Source organism: Ancylobacter sp. 3268, assembly GCF_031456575.1.
Classification (GTDB): Bacteria; Pseudomonadota; Alphaproteobacteria; order Rhizobiales; family Xanthobacteraceae; genus Ancylobacter.
In genome coordinates this window covers 100,238-117,044 of the sequence record NZ_JAVDUX010000019.1, presented here as the reverse complement: position 1 = coordinate 117,044, position 16,807 = coordinate 100,238, and the positions used below count along the sequence as shown (strand labels likewise).

Sequence of the window (16,807 nt, the reverse complement as noted above, 5' to 3'; positions counted from 1 at the left end):
CGAACGCCACGCCGACCTCTATCGCGCTTTCCTCACAATCGCCGCCGCCATCATCGCTTTCAGGGCCCGCACGAGGTTTTGTTAGGCGCTCTTAGAACGCTGCGAGGCAATCTCGAATTCGCGTTGAGCCGAGCCGGCATACTTCGACTCGTCGGCGATGTAGCCGAGCACTTCCTCGAGGAGTTTGCCATTCGTAATGAGCGGGGTAAGTGCTCGAGCCTCCGCGCCGAACAGCGACCTAATTAGAGCAGCGCGTTCCTCGGGCTTCACCTTGTTTATGCGGGCGAACACGTCGCGGGTGGTCGCGACGGCGTCCTTCTGCATCCCCCTTGCAACTTTGCGGCTGTCCAGGCCGAGCTGTTTGTACGCCGCTCGTTGGCCCTTCGTCGCCGAGGCTCCCGCCGTCAGGGCGGCCCCCATGTTCGTGAACGACGTACTGGCGACATCAGCCTGGAAGCCGGCGGACATCATGCCGGTGCCGAAGGCCGCTGCCTGCTCGGTGGTGAAGCCGAACTGCTGCGCCATCGGGGCGGCGCGTAAGGTGAAATCTAAGATGCGGCTGGCGCTGGCAGCGGCGTTGTTGCCGAGATGATTGATCGCGTCAGCGAGCCTGATCGTGCCGTCGAGCGTCCGACCGGTGGACGTCTTCAGCTCGGCGAGCGCCTGACCCGCTTCCTGGCCGGAGAGATCCCACGCCACGCCGACCTTCGAGGCCATCTCGGTGAACCTGGTCAGGTCCGCTGTCGCGATACCGCCCTGGCCGCCCGCCGCCGCCAGCTTGGCCAGATCGTTCGCCGCCATCGGGATCCGAAGCGACATGTCGCGGATGACGGCGCCCATCTCGATGAGGCCGGTGGGCGTCTGGAAGTCGACGACCTTCGCGATGTCGGAGAGCGCGTCGTTCCAGGCGATCGCCGCCTCGGCCGGAGCCTTGATCGCCTCGTACAGCACCCACCCCGCCGCTGCGGCGTCCACCATCTGCCCGCGGGCAACGGACAGCTTCTGGTTGTTCGCCGCGATGGCGGCGTTCATCTTGCCGACGGCAGCGTTGACGCCTTTGATCGGCCCGCTGATCTTGTCGATCAGCGAGACGATGAGCTTTGATTCCAAAGTCGCCATTATTCCGCACCGTTCTTGAGACGACGCAGGCGAATGGCGGCGTCGAAATAGCGATTGAACTTGTTCATCGGCCAGGCCTCCACGACATCAATCGCCGTGGAGGTTTCCGATGATACGAACACGACGGCGTCGGTCAGATTTCCGACGCCAGGTCGGACAAAAAACCCTGCGTCGCCGCGCTGATCTTCTTGAAATCTCGCATGGGAATCTTCTGGAATACCGGCAGGGACGAGCCGGCCATCAGGGCAAGCACCGCAAGGGTTTTATTGAACTCACCGTTCACCAGATCGGACGCCGCGTAGTCGCCCGTCACCGGCTCGCGGAAGGTGAATTGCGAGTAGGTCTTGCCGTCATGTTCGAGCGGGCGCGACAGTTCGACGGTCACGGGGTCAGACATTGGGGGTGATCTCCTTGATACGGGCCGCTACGGCGCGGCAGATGCGGGTGGCGGGCATGGCGTCGATACGGGCGGCGAAGCGCCGTGCAGGTTCAAGCGCGCGGCATGCGCGATCGAGCGCGGCGAGGGCCGCGGTGGGGATGGTGGGTGCTTCGTCATCAGGCTCTGCCCACCGTTTGTACCAGTATGGATCGCGGGGCATTTTCAGCCTCCCAGCACGGGGGGCGACAATCGCTCAGACTTCGAAAGCCAACCCAGGGGCTCGCTGTTCCGGCTGGGCGGCAGGGCAATAAGTTGGCTCGCCGAGATAAATGCATCCGGCGCGAAGAAATAGTTGCCCCAGATGATTTTCTCAGGATCGATGATGTATCCGCCGGCAGCCGCCGCTAATTCCGGGTCATCTCCAGTTCCGATGGCACGATTCATCGGTACGAGCTCCGCGTGGAGCGCCTCCAGGTCAGCGACAAGCGGCGCCAATATTGCGTGAGCCTTCGCGATGTCGCGATGAAGGCGCTTCACCAACTCATCCCGCCTGGCTACGACTTCGGCCACCCGCTTCTCCGCGGCGGCTTTCCGCTCTGCGACTTCCGCATCGGAAAGGCGTCGCTCGAGTTCGTCACGCCGCACGTGCGCACGTTCGATTTCGCGGCGCGCGGTGTCGCGGGCGGCCTCGGCAGCCGCGGCTTCCGCGTCGGTACCGGTCAGGAGTACTTCGCGGTACGCCGCCTCGGCATCTGCCAGGGTGCGCTGCAAGGCATTCATGTCGATCTGGCTGATAGCCGCGCGCAGATCGTCGGCCGCCGGCTTCGCGCCAGCGCCGAAAAGCTTATGAAACATTGATATTCCTACTGTTATGCGACGCCGTGGCGGGCCGCTATCTGGTGGACGGCGTCGCCGGTGAGCGTGCCGTGGGTCAGCAGTTCGGCCGCCACCTCTCGGATGGCGGAGCGGATATGGGGCTGATCGAGTAACGCCAGAGTTCGATCTTCAGCCCGGCGGTAGGTGGCGACAAAAGCGCCGCCGTCAGGTGTGGACGCTGCGAGAAAGATAGCGATCCTGCAATCGTCGCATTGGCCGGAGACCGCGCAGCGACGGGCGGCGTCGCTCCAGATTGCCACCTCGGTGTCGGGCGGGCGGTAGACCGAGCGATGATGTAAGACGCCCTCGCCGAGGGGGCCGGCCATGGTGATCACGACACCGTCGAGGCGCGGAAGCCCGCCCGCATGCGTCGCCCGCGGCTGCCCGTCGATGGTCACCGAGACGACACGGCCACCGACGGCGACGGCGACCACTGCGTGGCTGGCTTCGTGCACGGCAACTCGCCGATCGCGCTCAATGGGCGCGGCGGCCGTAGCGAGGATCGGGCCGTCGAATATCACCGCCTCGGCAGGCGCCACGATCTCTCGTTTGGCCGGCGAGGCAGCGCAGCATGCGCGGCGCACCCATGTCATGCAGCGCCCCGCAGTTTGGCGGCCCGCCGGTAAACTTCCGCCAGCATCTCGCCAGCCGGCAGCACAAGCCAGCCGGCACCACGCAGGTCGGCCGGCGGATCATCCAAGGCCATTCCCACTCGCCCATCTGGCCGCGGCGGCATCGCCAGGTATCGACGGCCTGCCTCGACGGCGGGCAGCATCTCCGCCACCGCCACAACGGCCAGGTGCGGCGCCCACCCGATGCGGGTCAATTCCGTAGCGAGCCGCACCACGGCGGCATCGCGCGGGCTATGCCACCGACGACCGTGCGCCCTCCGGCTGATCGTCGAGGCGCATCCGCTGGCCAGCCAGTCGCGCACGGTGCTGGGCGCCAGCCCGGCGAGCGTCGCCACCTCGCTCGTTGCGAGGTCCCTTAGTGTAGTATTGTTCATGGGGACCACCTGCCGCGCGGGCGGCAATGTTGATGAAACATAAAATGTCTCCCCGCCGGAGGAGAACAGCGGGGAGACAAGTTCCGAAGACCGACCGCATGTGGGGCCTCACTATTATTCCGCGCGAGGTGGCAAAAAGGGACTACGCTGCCTGCAGAAATTCCTGAAGGTGGGTCGCAGCGTGCCGCAGAAACATCTTCCCGCGACGCCGGGCGGTCCTCCCGGTGAAGCCGAACAACCTTCCGATGTCCGCGAAGTTCTGCGCCTCGAGCGCAGCGTCGAGCACCGCGACGTCGTTGGCACTCAGCCGCTCCCGCACCCGGCACGCCAAGCGGCCCGCATCTATGCGGTCGTCCATGCAGGGCGGCGGCACCATCGCTTGCGGATCCACGGCACCGCCCGCCGAGCCCCGCCAGGCCGTGAGCCGATCACGTACCGGGAATGCCCCGCAGTGCGTGAGTGCGCCCTTCGGGATGCGGCGGTCCGCCTTCTTGATGGCACCATCCTCGCGACGCACGAGCACGCGCTCATAAGCCTCGCCGGTCGCGAACCGGAGCGCGCCTAGACGGGCCAGCGGGGCGCAGGGAGTGCCCCCAATAACGGCTGGCTCCGCTGTCGGGTGAACCTCGACATCGCCGCCCACGGGCACGGCCGGACCGCCATACTCCGAATAGGCAACCTCTACATCACCCATGGCGCGCACGATCTCCTCGGGGCGGGGACGCATCTCCATCGCGCTATCGATGGAGGGCGGCGGAGGAGCTTGCGTCCATTCGTCTTCGTAGCAGTCGAACGGCTCATCCGACGCGTTGTCATTGGCCGCGGCGAGCATCCAGTTCGTGCTCAATGGCTCGGCTGCCTGGCACAGGCTCCGCCAGGAGCGCAGCGCGGGAGCAAGGTCGGCGAGGTCGGCGTGGCGCCCCTTCCCCGGGCGGTCGCGAGGTAGGATGTCGCTGTCGTTCGCCGGGGCTCGAAGCCGCCAGTGGTCAACGATGGCACGATGTTCGGCAGGCGTGCGGCCGGGTGTCCGGCCGTCGAGGGCGAGATGCATGGCGCGGTCCTGATGTAAGGGAAGCCCGTCTTCGCGGGCGCTCTAGGAATATAGCGTTCTCGCCCGCCGCCCGCCTGTGCCTGGCGCCGAGAACCTCGCCGGGATGCACAAAATCGACCGACCCCAAAATTATGACAATGTACGTGTGGCCGGCGTAGATAGCCGAAAACGCAATAAAATTGCGCCAAAGTGGCCATTCTTGGTAATTTTATTAAAGGCGCGGAACCCCCTAGAGCAACTTTATACCGACGGAAAGCCCGCGATGGCGCGTCCCCGCTCATGCCCTATAAATTCCCAGTACCTAACCCAGGGGGGGGGGGCTAGGCGGCCTTGTCAGGTCTGGCCCCTTCGATGCCTTCCCACGGCGCGGTTGAGGAAATACCGCCTCTCATAGTGGTCGTTAATCGTGACTGCCGCTCCTGCCACCAATGCGATTGCCGCAATGGGCAGCGTCATCAGATAAGTCATCGATGCTCCGTCCGCCCACAGACGCCAGCACGAAACCAATACCCAACCGAGACCGCCCAAGAGCAAGTAACCCGGCCATCGCTTACTCTCGATGCGGAACACTTCCTCCATGTATGCGTGACCTAACGACATTTCGTCCCGGTCCATGGGCGCCTCCCATAGTCGCTAGATTGCAAGGATACGGCGACTTTCAGCGTGTACAATCTTTGCGGACGGCCATGGCCTCCCGCCGCCTCGCTGACGAGTACGATGCTGCGCAGCCCGAAGGCGCCGAACGGGGGGGCGTCCGAAAACCGTTCCAGACGGAAACGGTTTTACCGCGGCGGAAGCCGGCCTAACCCGTAAGGAGATCTTCGAAGCCCGCCAGATCCGCGACGCCGAAGTGGCAAGTCCTGGCGTCCTGACGCTTCTGCAGGATGGGGAGTAGGGGCGGTTGAGCTATCGCGAGATTGCGCGGCGGTGTTGCGTCGACGTCCTCTCATGATACCTTCTACCCCAAGGTGAGGATCGCACAGATGCAGCCTTCGGAATGGATCGCAATCATATCCGCAGCCGTCGCTGGCACAGCTGGATTTTGGGCTTGGCGTTCAGCCCATCATGCCAAGAAGCAGGTTGATGCCGCGGTTGGGAATCTGAAGCCAGAATTTACGATCTATGTGACGGATCCCGACGATGGCGACCCCCCAGTTCGCGTTAGACTTGATGTTCGGAATTTTAATCGACGGCGTCTCTTTGTAGATGACATCACGCTGACGCCGGGCCCAGATCATCATTTCAGCAATGAGGATAACTTAAAGCTCCTAATCCGTTCTGCAAGACAGCCTGGCGTTTCCGTACATATTGAAGATGCGAAGGGGCTGACCATCCCTGGCTACAACTTGTCTACTCCCTCTGAAGAACAGTTCGACTATTACGTTTCCCGCGCTGGAGGTGGCGCTGTCGACACGACCGTTCGCGTGACGGTGGACTATCACCTGGGAAACGATGGGAAACCCCAAACGTGGACTGCGGAACTGAAAGTTAAGATTGCTGAGCAGGCTTATTTCTAAGCGTCTGCAGCCGCTCCACCTGCGCCACTTCCCATCATTGCTGCCCGCTCCACTTGCGCCACCCCTATAAGGGGTGGTGGCGCAAGTGGCGCAGTGGCGCAAAGCCAATGATTTGAACGGTGCGCCACCTTGGGATTTCAAGGTGGCGCAAAGTGGCGCAAAGGTGGAGCAGGTGGCGCAGATCACGCCTGATTTGCCCACTCGCCGACGAGTACGATGCGGCCCAGGCGAGGGGGGAAATCCCCAAGCACGGCGGCAAGCGCGACCAAGTTTCCGGTTCCGAAACTTGGTCCGCGAAGGACATGGTCAGCCCGCGGGACATCCACGAAGCCCGCCAAATACGTGATGCCGAGGTGGCACAAATAGCTGAAGCGGTGGATGACAAGGACGGCATCAGTTTTCGTGTTTTGTTCTTCTTGCACATATGGTAGTAGTCATTGAGGTTAATCTTCACCGATTCATGGAGGTGCAGAATTGGCGAATGCCCGCGCGCGACATGCGGCACTGTGGAGTGGCTACACCACCAGTCGGGAAACAATCTCGGGACCCAGTGTTAGCGCTCTGAGTTTGCCTGGGTTTCAGAGACTGGAAGACTTTCTGACGGGCCGCCGTCCGTCCGATCTAGACCAAGACATGGCAGACAGAATTTCTTTTGATACCTTCGGTCTCACGCTTGCCGATACTCTGTACGCCGAGGGACGAGAGCCGTCCGACGATATTACACACCACCAGTATCAGAAATTTCTTCAGGCTCGCCGAGATCATGAGGCGAAGCTTGAGGTGTCTCGGACATACCTCGATGAGGAACGGGTTGAAGTCCTTTTGATGCTCGGCCTTGATTTTCGGGACGGGTTTGGAAACCCCCTCCGCTCCACAAGGCTTGTATGCCGCCAAGCCGAGTTCGCCATCAGATATCGAGGCTGGAAGCCGAGGCACGTTCTTGCCCGTCCCGACGTCTGGGAAAGTCAGCTTGAACAGGCGGCAGAGGAGTGGCAGCGCAAGAAGAAGGTCTGACGGCATCCATACCACTCCTCTTGGCGTACCGACCTTGCATACCGGTGTCGAACCGGTGTGCGTGTGTCGGACGCACACGGGGGTTATAGGGGGTATGTCCCCCCACCTAGTCCGACACACTCCGACACGAGTTCGACACCAGTTCGACACCTAGTCCGACACGCCCCCGCCAAACATCTCTGCCGTCACATACAAGCGTTTGTGTTCGCGCCCTTTGCGTCCCTCCACGACGGTTTTGATGGCGCCCGCGTCAAGGAGGCGAGACATCGCGGCAGCGAACTGTTGCTTGCTGATGCCCCTGCCGTCGGCATGCTCCGAAAAGAGCTTTGGACCATAAGACGAACTCGGATTCGGGCTGACAGTGCGTCCTTGCCGATTGAACTTCGACAGCAACTCGACGAATTTATCGTCGTGCTTCCGGTGCACCGCGCCTATCATGGCCGGCTCGAGCGGCGAGTCCTCGACGAACGCCCCAGCCTCCCAACGCACGCGCACCTTCTCGCCAATGGCGCTGTAGTTGGTTTTCATCACCGAGAGCTCACGTGCGTTCGGATCTTCGCCGTCGCCCGTCGGCCTGGTCAGATAGAGCCTGCTCCGCACGCTGTTCGACCAAGCCGTACTGCCCGACGTCCCGGTGCCCGACTGCATGCCGCTGACCGACGGATGCGCCAGCAGCAGCACAGCCGGGCCAGACAGCGCCAGCTTGCGCAGCGCCGCGATGAAATTCCTCACTTGGTTGCGCTTTATCTCATCCCCGGCAAACAGGTCCGCCGCGGTGTCGAGGATCAGCAATCCGGGCTGGAACTCCGTCACCTTCCGTTCAAGGGCTGCGAACAGCCGGGTGAACATCAGCACCCCGTCCCGGCCGGCGGTGGCCAGGGTGGCGTCCTGATCGGCGAGGGGCGCGATCAGCATCCGGCCTGAGAGGTCGGCGAGGTCGCCGCCCAGCATCCGGGCGATGTCGACCGTACGTCGCTGCAGCTCAGGTTCATCGTCTTCCGCGGCCAGATACAGCACCTTGCCTTCGGTGGGCTTGAGCCTCGCGGTAGAGACGCCAAGCGCCGAGGCAATTCCCAGCTGCAAAGCCAGAAGCGACTTGCCCGTGCCGCCGTCGCCGGAGAGCAAGGTGACCTGTTTGGCCGGGATGAGGCCCGGCAGGAACCATTCCCGCTCTGGCACAGGCTGTCCGGCCCAGGCGGCTGGGTCGATCGTCGGCAGGCGATGCAGGATGTCGTCAGCGGCTTCGCGGGGCATCTGCAGAGCACCGCCGTGCGGCTCGGTCATGCGCTCCCCGATCTCGCGGATGCGTATTTCACGATGCGCCATCCGCTCGATCACCTTCTCCGATAAGTTGGGGAACTGCTGTTCCAGTCGCGCGCAAATCTCATCGAAGGTCTCGGGAGCCCGCCGCGCAAAGGCCGGTGCCGCCGAGGTGAGAGCATCGGCCAGCGAGCCCGAGCCACTCGCTCGATCACGGAGCGGCTGGCCAGTGGCGATCGCCTTGCGCACCAGATCAAGAGCCGGCTGGTACGGAGCGAGGACATCTACCTGCTCCACCTGAACGTCACCGCCTCGATCAAGAATAGCAACTTTAACGCCGACAGGAGCATCGGGGATGAACCGCTTGAACGAATCGACGAACACGCCCAAACGGCGCTCTTCCCCGGCTGGCAGGCGGTCTAGGTCGCCTGTGTACCAGTCGAAGCCATCGACCGCGAACGCCTCGTGATCAAAGTCACCGGCCGCAGTGATAGGGAATAGCGCTACGTCGCCATACAGCTGGGTCCGCATCTGGCGCACCCGGCCGAAGATGGCGGCTCGCGGCGGGAGGTGAATGACCTCGGCTTCTGCGGAATTAGCCTGCATGCGCGGCACCGCCATTCAGCGCCGCCAAGGCAGCGCGACCGATCTTTTCTGCGACGACCGCGGTGAACGCAGCGACGTGCTCGCCGCGGTGGCGGGGCGCCCAAGCTCGCAGCCGGCCGTCCGAGCCGCGGCAGATCTCTATGTTGAATACGCGAAGGCCGCCGGCATCGACATCGACGACGGCGAGCGCGCGCGATCCCGCCGCAGCGCGGCGGGCCGAAATTATTTGCATGGTGGAGTCCCCTAGGGGGTGAGTGGTGCCCGCACAGGCGGGCGGCTGCTGGGTGGTAGGTAGGGCTTAAGTGGCCTGGGCGCCTATGGGCTTGCTGAAGTCGTAGGGCACGTCATCGTCGTCGGCGGGCATGATGGAGGGGGCCGGCGCTACGTCCGCAGCGTCCGGCTGAGAGAAGCCCGCACGGCGATAACGTTCCATCAGGCAATCATATGGATCGTCTGGCCACACCAGCGTGTGACGTGCGGCCGAGTGAAGATCTCGCTCACTTTCAATACGCCACAGCGCTACGACCTCCTTCATCCCCACCAGTTGGAGAAGTTCATCCGGCTCCTTGATCCAGTCGCAGCGGTTCTTTCCGAGGAAGGAGGGCAGACCGCGATCCGGCTTGTCCTTGTCGAAATCGTCCAAGGGCCAGAACGGCTGCATCATCATCGCGTCTCGTTCGCATTGATGGGCATACGAAAGCGGGATGACTTCGGTACATATTGGCTCCCCCTCCTCATCGAGGATGGTATCTTGTTTGCCGCCTTTCCTGATCCACTCCCGCCAGCGCGCGAGTTCGTCGCGGGCTTCGGAGAGCTCGGTGGCGAGGCGGTCCTTGTCAGATTTGGCATAGACAAGCTCGGTCTGCGCGGCATCTCGCTGCTGCTCAGCCTGCTGCGCCCTACCGAGGCGCAGGGATGCCATTTCCTCTTGCTCGGCTGCAGTTGCCTTAGCCTTTTCCAGTTCTTTCTTGAGCCTCTCCACCTCTTTTCGGAGCCGATCGACCTCGTCGTCACCACCTGGAGACGGCTGCTCAGCCTCGCCATTGCGTCCGTTACTAACGGACACTGCTTCCCGACTCTTTTCGGCATGCCGGGCCACACGCTCGGCTGTCTTCGCCCGGATGCCCGAGAAAGTCTTCGTGCCCCCGGCGACGGCCATCACCTCATAGGCCCGCGATTTCCCTATCTGGTGCGTGGCCAGGAATTCGCGGAACGACCCGCCCTCGGCCTCGACACGCTGGCGCGCCTCGATGAGACGGAGGCCGGCAGCGAGATAGTGGTCTTCGGCTTTCCCGATCGCCTTATCGCCGGCCTCAAGCCGGGCGCGGATCTCGGCGCCGAGCGTATCGATGGGAACAAGGGCGTTCATGGTCACGCCGCCGCCTTCTGCTGGTTGTCGTTACCGGCCGACCACGTCGACGTCCGCCGCCGCTCGGCCAGCCAGGCGTCGAGGTCGGCAGGATCGTAGAAGACCGCGGAACCCAACTTCAGGTAAGTCGGCCCGGTGCCATACACCCTCCATTTGTTCAACGTCGAAATTGACAATCCCAGCCGCGCCGCGGCGTCGCGAACCTTCAACATCTCGGCACCTCCTTGCCAGCGGCACCACGCCGCCGGCTTCATGCATAGGAAGGTAGCGATTCCGATTCGACCGAACCCGATTTCAGTTTGGGCACCCCCGAGGAGGCCACAAGAAATTAGCGCACGGTGCCGCCGGGTTCCGTTCGTTTCCCGTTCATGGCCTCGGAGATACGGCCTGCAATGACGTCAGCCGCGGCGCGGACAGGGTCCGTCTGCAGGTGCGCGTAGCGCAGCGTCGTGCCGGCGTCGGCATGACCGAGCAGCCCGCCGATCACCGGCAGGCTCATGCCCGCCGCTGCGCCCACGCTGGCGAACGTGTGCCGCAGGTCGTGAAGGCGCACGTCCTCAAGGCCGGCGTGTTTCGATAAGGCTGCCCAGGGCTTCTTTAGGTCGTGGCGCGGCCGGTCGGGGTCGTTCGACGCAATGACATAGGTGCCGACGCGGGGGAGGGCGGAGAGTACCTCCTGCGCCGCTGCGGACAGCACCACCGTCTTTTTCCCGGTCTTGCTGTCGGGGAGGAACAGCACGCCGCGCTGGGCATCATATTCCGACCAGCGGAGATGCAACACTTCGCGCAGGCGGCACCCGGAGAGCATCAAGAGTCGGATGGCGCCGGTCACATGCGGGGAGAAGATTGTGCGGTTCTTTCCCTTTGGGGCGTGCTTCGACTCTGATGGAGCGTGCGGCAGGCCGACAGTTTCAGCCTCCTGCAGTGCTGCGCCGAGCCGGGCGAGCTCTTCTTGCGTCAAAAACCTTTCCTTCGCCTGCTCGGCGAACTTCTCAATCTTTGAGCATGGATTTGTCCCGTCGGGGATCAACCCTGCAGTGCCGGCCCAGTTGAACATGGCTGACAGCAGCGTCAGCGCCCGATTGGCGGTTGTCTTCCCGCCTTTGCCGTCGGGGCGGGTGGCAAGCTTGGAGTGCCATCGCTCGACATCAGCCCGAGTGACGAGTACAGCCCGCTTCGAGCCCAGTGCGGGGGAGATGTGGGTGTTAAGCAGAATGCGATAGTACCCTGCCGTTGACGCCTTCCGCTTCGTCTCGATGTGGCGCGCCATATAAGCTGCGGCGATCTCGTCGATGGTCTCGGCGGCGCGTTCGGTGCGGCGTTCGGCGGCCGGATCTGCACCCTTGCGGATGCCCGCGAGAATGTCGGCCGCGGCGTCGCGAGCGGCTTCGGGCGTCATTTCCTCGCCGCCGATCTTCACCCGCTTTTTCGCCACGCCACGCCCGCCCGCGCCAGGGCGATATTCCAAGATCCACGATCGCGCGCCCGAGGGCATTATCCGCAGCCCGAAGCCCCTCAGGTCGGTGTCGAAAAAGGTCACAGGTTTCGCTGCCGGAAGCAGTCCGGACACGTTGCGGCGTGTGAGTTTCGTGGTGGGCATAGCGGAACCTCCGACCTACTAGTCTTATATCGGAGTCGCCACCGAGTCGCCACCGTGCAGGGAAAAGACGGGAAGGGGCAGGATGTTTGATACAACATATCATGCTCGATTCTGCCGCTAGAGCATTGATATGTTGACGCTATCGGAAATTCAAGCTATCGCCGGGAAACGAATTGGCTACGTCTGGGGGACTAGGGGTCGGAGGTTCAAATCCTCTCGCTCCGACCATTTTTCCAAGAAAAATCGATGTCTTAGGTGTGGCGCCCAAAGGCGGCCCTCTATTTTTCCGCTCGACGGGGTCGCGGGAAATGCGGAGCCTGTTGATAGGGTCAAACGCTCCGGTGCTGTAGGCGAATTTCATCCTTGCCTTCAGTTTCCCGCGAGGTGGCCCTGACATCCGACGGCGTCACGCCATAGCGCTCCTTGAACCGCCGATAAAATGTCGATGGCTCGACCAGGCCCAGCCCGAAGGCAATGTCGGCGATGGTCTGGGTCGCGAAGCGGGGGTCGCCGAGCCGGTCATGGATGAGCGTCAGGCGCCGCTCGGCGACGTAGTCCGACAGGCTGCTGCCCGCCGCGGCGAATAATCGGCGGATATAGCGGGGACTGACGCCCATATGGCGGCCGACCAGTTCCGCCGAGAGGCGGGCATTGCTCACATTTTCGTCGACATATTGCTTGATCTGCCGAAAGCGCGCGGCGCGCACGCCGCGTCCGGCGACGATCTCCTCCACCTCCCGCGTGGTGCCCAGTGCCGCCGCCAGCAGATCGGCGACATGCTGCGAGATCAGCGGCGCCAAGCGCGGCGTGATCGGCGTGCGGTTCACCGCCTGGAGGTAGTCGAACAGCAATCGCGTCTCCGGTGCCTCGGGGCGAAGCGCGTCGGGCGCGAGGTCGCCGAGATGCCGGACCAGCGGCTCCAGAAGACGCCGGGAGAGTTGGACGCAGATCGTCCAGTCGCCGTCACGCGCCTCGGCTCGCCACCGGGTATCGAGGGGCATGATGCAGGGCGCGCCGCGGGCGGTCTCGGTGGTGCATCGGCCCCGACTGTCGAAGCGCCAGCCCCCGGCGATCCAGGAAACCGCCAGATCGTCGTTACCGTCAGCCATCAGCGCCTGCGTTCGTTCCCATGCCATGGGCGCCACCGCTCCGCCGGTCACGCTCATGCCCGGCAATAGCGTGGTGACGGAACGGAAACGCAGCTCGTTGCCATCACGCGGCAGAAGATCCAGCCGCATGCATATGCGGCCATAGTAATCGCGGATCATTTCCTGTCGGTCGTGCCGGTCCAGAGCCTCCGTCGAGACTTCGATCCGCTCGCCACTGGCTGCCATGCAGGAACCCCGGAAGCCTTTCTATAAAGGCATTTTATGTCATGAAATCAGCCTGCAGATAAGGCGAGGAGTTCCGCCTCCGCGATATATTTGTTCCGTTGGCATGACACGGGATTTTTGCCTCTGAGTCAGGATTGACAGCGCGAGCATTCGCCAAATCAGTTTAATTACTACAAAATTCGGAGGAAAATATGCGTAAAATTAACATCTTGACGTTCTGCGCTGCCAGCCTGTGCCTTTCGATACTTCTCCCGTCGCAATCGTTCGCGGCCTACACCTGCATGAACCCCGCCATCTGCCGCGCGGTTTGCGGCGCACCGACCTGCGGTCAGATCACCGCACGCGATGCCGACATGCGCGCCCTCGACGGCCCCGCGGCGAAGCTCGCGGCATCGCCGGGCAAGCCCGCCGCCGGCAAGACCTATACCTGCATGAATCCGGCAATCTGCAGGGCCGTTTGCGGCAGTCCCACCTGCGGCACCCCCTGAAGCCGCAGCACGGCCCGCTACGATGCGAAATGCACCGGAGCGGGCTTTTCCTGCCGGGTCCGGGAGCCGCATGCAAGACCGGCGGCGGCGACCGGGACAATCACGGCGCCGGCGGCTTGGAGAACCCTCCACCGTGGCCATCGCTCGCCGGGGCTGCTATTTCGGATCCGTCCACCCATGGTCGGAGCCCGGCCCCTATGACCCCCGCCGAAATGCAGGCCGCCCTGGCCACGCTGGACCTATCGCCCGCCGCCCTCGCCAAGCTGCTCGGCGTCGATGTCAGGACCGCCCGCCGGTGGGCGACGGGCGGGAAGCCGATCCCCGACACCGTAGCGGCGCAGGTCTCGGCAATGGTGGCGGCCGGTGGCGTGCCCGTTGAACTGGTGGAGCAGCGCCGGAAGGTCGAACCCGAGGTGGTCGCCCGCTTTCTCTGGGTGCGGCGCAAGGGCGAGCCGGAATGGACGGTGGCGGAGCATGACCTGGTGGCGGACGTGTTCTACCTCCCTGGGCGGGTCGAACGGTACAGGGCCGTGGATCTTGTGCTGGGACCCGCCATCGAGATGCCGACGTGATGGCGTTCAGGCTGGTGTAAGTGCGGACACGCGCTGCCATCGCCCGGCGGTGCCGCGGATCCGTCCGTGTCGAGGACCCTCATTGGCGTCGCGGGGCGAAGCCGGCCGGACACGGTGCGACGCTTCAAGCTCGGCATTGGCAGAATCCCGGCCCGCTTGGTGTCGGCGGGAACACTTCGTCGCTGACGTCGTATTTGGATGATCGGCGCGGGAATCGTCATTATGAAGGGAGGGAGCCGGCGCGCCGACTGCATTCCTCATTTCGTTTCGAGATTTTATGAGCTTTTCCGTCTTTCACTGGCGTTCGAAGGACGCAATCGGCAATTTTGGCGACGCACTGACGCTGCTGTATCTGGCGCGCATGTTCGAAGGGCCGTGCCTGTTTCGGACGGGCACGGTCCATCTGGTCGGTAGCGTTGTTTCCGAGCGCCAGATTGCGGCGACCAGCAGCAGGGGAGGCCAGGCGAGCGGTGGCCTGGGCCGGGCGATCTTCTGGGGCTGCGGCAAGCGCGATGCGAGGCCTCTTTCCCCGCTCGCCGAACGGCGGGCGATCTTTCTGGGGATCCGGGGCGAGCATTCGCGCCTCGCCCTCGGCCTGCCGAGGAATACGCCGCGCGGCGATACCGCGCTGCTGCTGCCGAAGTTCTACACGCCGGGAACGCATGCGCGGACGCTCGGCAAGGTGCTGTGGGTGCCGCATGTCCACCATCCCAAGGTGAAGCTGGACACCCTCGACACCGGCATGGATTCGGTGGTGATGCGGCCGGGGATTCCCAATACCGTCGCGGCCTGCGAAGAGTTTATCGACGCCATCGCCTCCGCCCGCTTCGTCATGGCGAATGCCATGCATGCTGCCGTCGTGGCCTTGGCCTATGGCGTGCCCTTTGCGTTCTGGGACGGAAAATATGTGGATGTCCCGTTCAAATGGCAGGACTTCGCCAGCGGGCTCGGCTTCACCTTGCCCTTCGCCCCGTCGCTGGCCGAGGGCATGCGGCTTTTCGAACAGGTGCGGCCCGACCGCTTCATGTCGGCCTGGGATCCCGTGCCGTTGATGGAAGTCGCGCCCTATAATTTCCGCACGCCGACCTGATGTTTCCGGCGACCGGCTGCGGCCGTTACGGCTGACGCTCGATGTCGCGAGATGCGGCGCGTCCGGGTGTCCGGCGCCAGGGATGGGGGCCGTGGTGCCGGCGCGGGCCCGGTTCCTGCGCCCCTGCACCGCTCCATCACTATGCGGGGCGATGCGGCGATTGGCACTCACGCGCCCGGGATGGCCGTCACCTGCAGCTGCCTACCCCTCTACCTCAGTAACGCTTAGCGGAATACCGCAGACTGCAGTCGTGGCGCCATCGTCGCCGTGTCCTGCCACAGGCGTGGTCAGGATTACCCTTGGTAATATTTACCGGCGTTCGTTCTCTATGCTATCATGCTGCGACAATCTGAGGTGGTGCGTGTTTGTTGGGCGCCGCAATACGTTAAAAGTGTCGAGGAGCACGGTGCTTGACTGGTAATGAGTTGGCTGAACTCCGTGACCGTTGGGAAATGACGGTTCCCCAGCTGGCCGAATTACTCTCCATGACGCGAAGTCAACTCCAGAAAGTCGAACAGGACGCCGGCGAGATCGAGCCGCGCCTGAGGCTGGCGATTGAGCGCATCGCCCTGGATGTCGTCGTGGAGCGGCAAGACCTTTCGCTGGCGCCGCTCTCGATGCGGGTGGCGCTGGTGGAAATGATGAACGCCTTCAATCCGGTCCATGTCATGTCCGCCGCGGGACAATCGATTGGCCGCGTCAGCCGCCAGACGGTCGCCTTTCTGCGGCCGGACGTCGTCGTCGACGACGAATTGGGCGATGTGGTGGGGCAGATGACGGCGCAGGATTATGTCGAGGCGGTCAGCGACCGCGTCATGCCGCAATGGCGCAACGCCTCGTGACCGGCACGGGCGCTCGCTGATCGCCGTTGCGGCGGCGGGGAGGCAATCGGGCGGCGTGAGGGCGGCCGCCGGTCACATGACATTCAGCACGATTGCCGCCAGGACGAGATACCGCCCGAGCTTGGCGAGGGTCACCAGCAGCAGGAAGACCGGGAACGGCTCGCGCATCACGCCGGCGACGAGGGTGAGCGGATCGCCGATCACCGGCGCCCAGCTCAGCAGCAGCGACCATTTTCCGTAGCGCCGGTACCAATCCTGGGCGCGGGCGAGCCTGACCGGGCTGGCGGGAAACCACGACCGGTCGGCATAGCGCTCGACAAAGCGGCCGAGCCACCAATTCACCACCGAGCCCAACACGTTGCCGGCGCTGGCGATGGCGATCAGCAGCACGGCCGGCTGCGCACCGGCGACGAGCAGGCCGGCGAGCACGGCTTCCGACTGCATCGGCAGGATGGTGGCGGCGACGAGGGCGGAGAAGAACAGCCCGGCATAGGCGGCAAGATCGATCATCGTCGCCTTATAACCGAGCCGCTGCGGCTCGCCAGGATCTCGGCCATGCGGGTTTGCCGCCATCGGGCGGACACGCCGGCAGATTGAGGTATCATGATCCGTACATAGGACATGCTGTCCTGCATGAAACGCAGTGCTGAGACGCGGAATTTACGCTTCTGCCATGGTGCGGCG

The 16,807-nt window shown here is 63.7% G+C and carries 22 protein-coding genes; 6 read left to right on the top strand and 16 right to left on the bottom strand.

From position 1 onward, the window contains the following. Nucleotides 1-81 precede the first annotated feature (81 nt). The 9 genes from J2X65_RS22860 to J2X65_RS22820 form a co-directional block, all read right to left on the bottom strand. Nucleotides 82-1,119: a phage tail tape measure protein gene (locus J2X65_RS22860; RefSeq protein ID WP_310206375.1), complete on the bottom strand. Its 1,038-nt coding sequence runs from the start codon at nt 1,117-1,119 to the stop codon at nt 82-84. Continuing rightward, nucleotides 1,119-1,241, bottom strand: coding sequence for a hypothetical protein (locus tag J2X65_RS22855; protein WP_310206372.1), 123 nt, complete (start codon nt 1,239-1,241; stop codon nt 1,119-1,121). The genes J2X65_RS22860 and J2X65_RS22855 overlap by 1 nt, the downstream gene beginning before the upstream one ends. A gap of 11 nt (nt 1,242-1,252) precedes the next feature. Then, nucleotides 1,253-1,516: a phage tail assembly protein gene (locus J2X65_RS22850; RefSeq protein WP_310206368.1), complete on the bottom strand. Its 264-nt coding sequence runs from the start codon at nt 1,514-1,516 to the stop codon at nt 1,253-1,255. Next, on the bottom strand, nt 1,509-1,718 hold the full coding sequence (locus J2X65_RS22845; protein ID WP_310206365.1) for a hypothetical protein: 210 nt from the start codon (nt 1,716-1,718) through the stop codon (nt 1,509-1,511). The genes J2X65_RS22850 and J2X65_RS22845 overlap by 8 nt, the downstream gene beginning before the upstream one ends. Nucleotides 1,719-1,720: 2 nt before the next feature. Continuing rightward, entirely contained in the window at nt 1,721-2,353 is a 633-nt protein-coding gene (locus J2X65_RS22840) for a hypothetical protein (protein WP_310206363.1), read from the bottom strand. A 14-nt stretch (nt 2,354-2,367) separates the two neighbouring features. After that, nucleotides 2,368-2,913, bottom strand: coding sequence for a M50 family metallopeptidase (locus J2X65_RS22835; RefSeq protein ID WP_310206361.1), 546 nt, complete (start codon nt 2,911-2,913; stop codon nt 2,368-2,370). A gap of 50 nt (nt 2,914-2,963) precedes the next feature. Continuing rightward, nucleotides 2,964-3,380, bottom strand: coding sequence for a hypothetical protein (locus J2X65_RS22830; RefSeq protein WP_310206359.1), 417 nt, complete (start codon nt 3,378-3,380; stop codon nt 2,964-2,966). A gap of 142 nt (nt 3,381-3,522) precedes the next feature. Next, nucleotides 3,523-4,431, bottom strand: coding sequence for a hypothetical protein (locus J2X65_RS22825; RefSeq protein WP_310206357.1), 909 nt, complete (start codon nt 4,429-4,431; stop codon nt 3,523-3,525). Between the two features lie 333 nt (nt 4,432-4,764). Beyond that, a complete protein-coding gene (locus J2X65_RS22820; protein ID WP_310206355.1) occupies nt 4,765-5,046 on the bottom strand; it encodes a hypothetical protein in 282 nt (93 codons plus the stop codon). A gap of 368 nt (nt 5,047-5,414) precedes the next feature. On the opposite strand from J2X65_RS22820, the gene J2X65_RS22815 reads away from it, so the two are divergent. After that, nucleotides 5,415-5,948: a hypothetical protein gene (locus J2X65_RS22815; protein ID WP_310206353.1), complete on the top strand. Its 534-nt coding sequence runs from the start codon at nt 5,415-5,417 to the stop codon at nt 5,946-5,948. Between the two features lie 621 nt (nt 5,949-6,569). Here J2X65_RS22815 and J2X65_RS22810 read toward each other — a convergent pair. Together J2X65_RS22810 and J2X65_RS22805 are read right to left on the bottom strand one after the other, a co-directional pair. Next, complete coding sequence (locus J2X65_RS22810; protein WP_310206351.1) at nt 6,570-6,968, bottom strand: hypothetical protein; 399 nt, start codon at nt 6,966-6,968, stop codon at nt 6,570-6,572. 144 nt (nt 6,969-7,112) lie between these two features. Beyond that, entirely contained in the window at nt 7,113-8,843 is a 1,731-nt protein-coding gene (locus tag J2X65_RS22805) for an AAA family ATPase (protein WP_310206349.1), read from the bottom strand. Here J2X65_RS22805 and J2X65_RS22800 point away from each other — a divergent pair. Beyond that, entirely contained in the window at nt 8,827-9,075 is a 249-nt protein-coding gene (locus J2X65_RS22800; RefSeq protein ID WP_310206347.1) for a hypothetical protein, read from the top strand. The genes J2X65_RS22805 and J2X65_RS22800 overlap by 17 nt on opposite strands. Before the next feature lie 51 nt (nt 9,076-9,126). Here the strand turns inward: J2X65_RS22800 and J2X65_RS22795 are convergent, their stop codons facing one another. From J2X65_RS22795 to J2X65_RS22780, 4 genes are all read right to left on the bottom strand, one after another. Then, on the bottom strand, nt 9,127-10,203 hold the full coding sequence (locus tag J2X65_RS22795; RefSeq protein WP_310206345.1) for a hypothetical protein: 1,077 nt from the start codon (nt 10,201-10,203) through the stop codon (nt 9,127-9,129). Continuing rightward, nucleotides 10,200-10,409 (bottom strand): helix-turn-helix domain-containing protein, encoded by a 210-nt coding sequence (locus J2X65_RS22790; RefSeq protein ID WP_310206342.1) that lies wholly within the window; start codon nt 10,407-10,409, stop codon nt 10,200-10,202. Before J2X65_RS22790 ends, J2X65_RS22795 begins: the two co-directional genes overlap by 4 nt. Before the next feature lie 116 nt (nt 10,410-10,525). Beyond that, nucleotides 10,526-11,797, bottom strand: a complete 1,272-nt coding sequence (locus J2X65_RS22785) for a tyrosine-type recombinase/integrase (RefSeq protein WP_310206340.1) — start codon at nt 11,795-11,797, stop codon at nt 10,526-10,528. 329 nt (nt 11,798-12,126) lie between these two features. Next, nucleotides 12,127-13,131 carry an AraC family transcriptional regulator gene (locus J2X65_RS22780; RefSeq protein WP_310206336.1) on the bottom strand — a complete coding sequence of 335 codons (1,005 nt, stop codon included), beginning with the start codon at nt 13,129-13,131 and terminating at the stop codon, nt 12,127-12,129. A 191-nt stretch (nt 13,132-13,322) separates the two neighbouring features. Here J2X65_RS22780 and J2X65_RS22775 point away from each other — a divergent pair, with 191 nt between their 5' ends. The 4 genes from J2X65_RS22775 (at nt 13,323) to J2X65_RS22760 (ending at nt 16,123) form a co-directional block, all read left to right on the top strand. Beyond that, on the top strand, nt 13,323-13,619 hold the full coding sequence (locus tag J2X65_RS22775; protein ID WP_310206334.1) for a hypothetical protein: 297 nt from the start codon (nt 13,323-13,325) through the stop codon (nt 13,617-13,619). 197 nt (nt 13,620-13,816) lie between these two features. After that, nucleotides 13,817-14,191, top strand: a complete 375-nt coding sequence (locus tag J2X65_RS22770; RefSeq protein WP_310206330.1) for a hypothetical protein — start codon at nt 13,817-13,819, stop codon at nt 14,189-14,191. Nucleotides 14,192-14,468: 277 nt separating this feature from the next. Then, nucleotides 14,469-15,281 carry a polysaccharide pyruvyl transferase family protein gene (locus J2X65_RS22765; RefSeq protein ID WP_310206327.1) on the top strand — a complete coding sequence of 271 codons (813 nt, stop codon included), beginning with the start codon at nt 14,469-14,471 and terminating at the stop codon, nt 15,279-15,281. 410 nt (nt 15,282-15,691) lie between these two features. Then, nucleotides 15,692-16,123 carry a helix-turn-helix transcriptional regulator gene (locus tag J2X65_RS22760; RefSeq protein WP_310206324.1) on the top strand — a complete coding sequence of 144 codons (432 nt, stop codon included), beginning with the start codon at nt 15,692-15,694 and terminating at the stop codon, nt 16,121-16,123. 72 nt (nt 16,124-16,195) lie between these two features. On the opposite strand, the gene J2X65_RS22755 is transcribed toward J2X65_RS22760, so the two are convergent. Beyond that, nucleotides 16,196-16,633 carry a YqaA family protein gene (locus J2X65_RS22755; protein ID WP_310206321.1) on the bottom strand — a complete coding sequence of 146 codons (438 nt, stop codon included), beginning with the start codon at nt 16,631-16,633 and terminating at the stop codon, nt 16,196-16,198. Nucleotides 16,634-16,807: the final 174 nt, after the last annotated feature.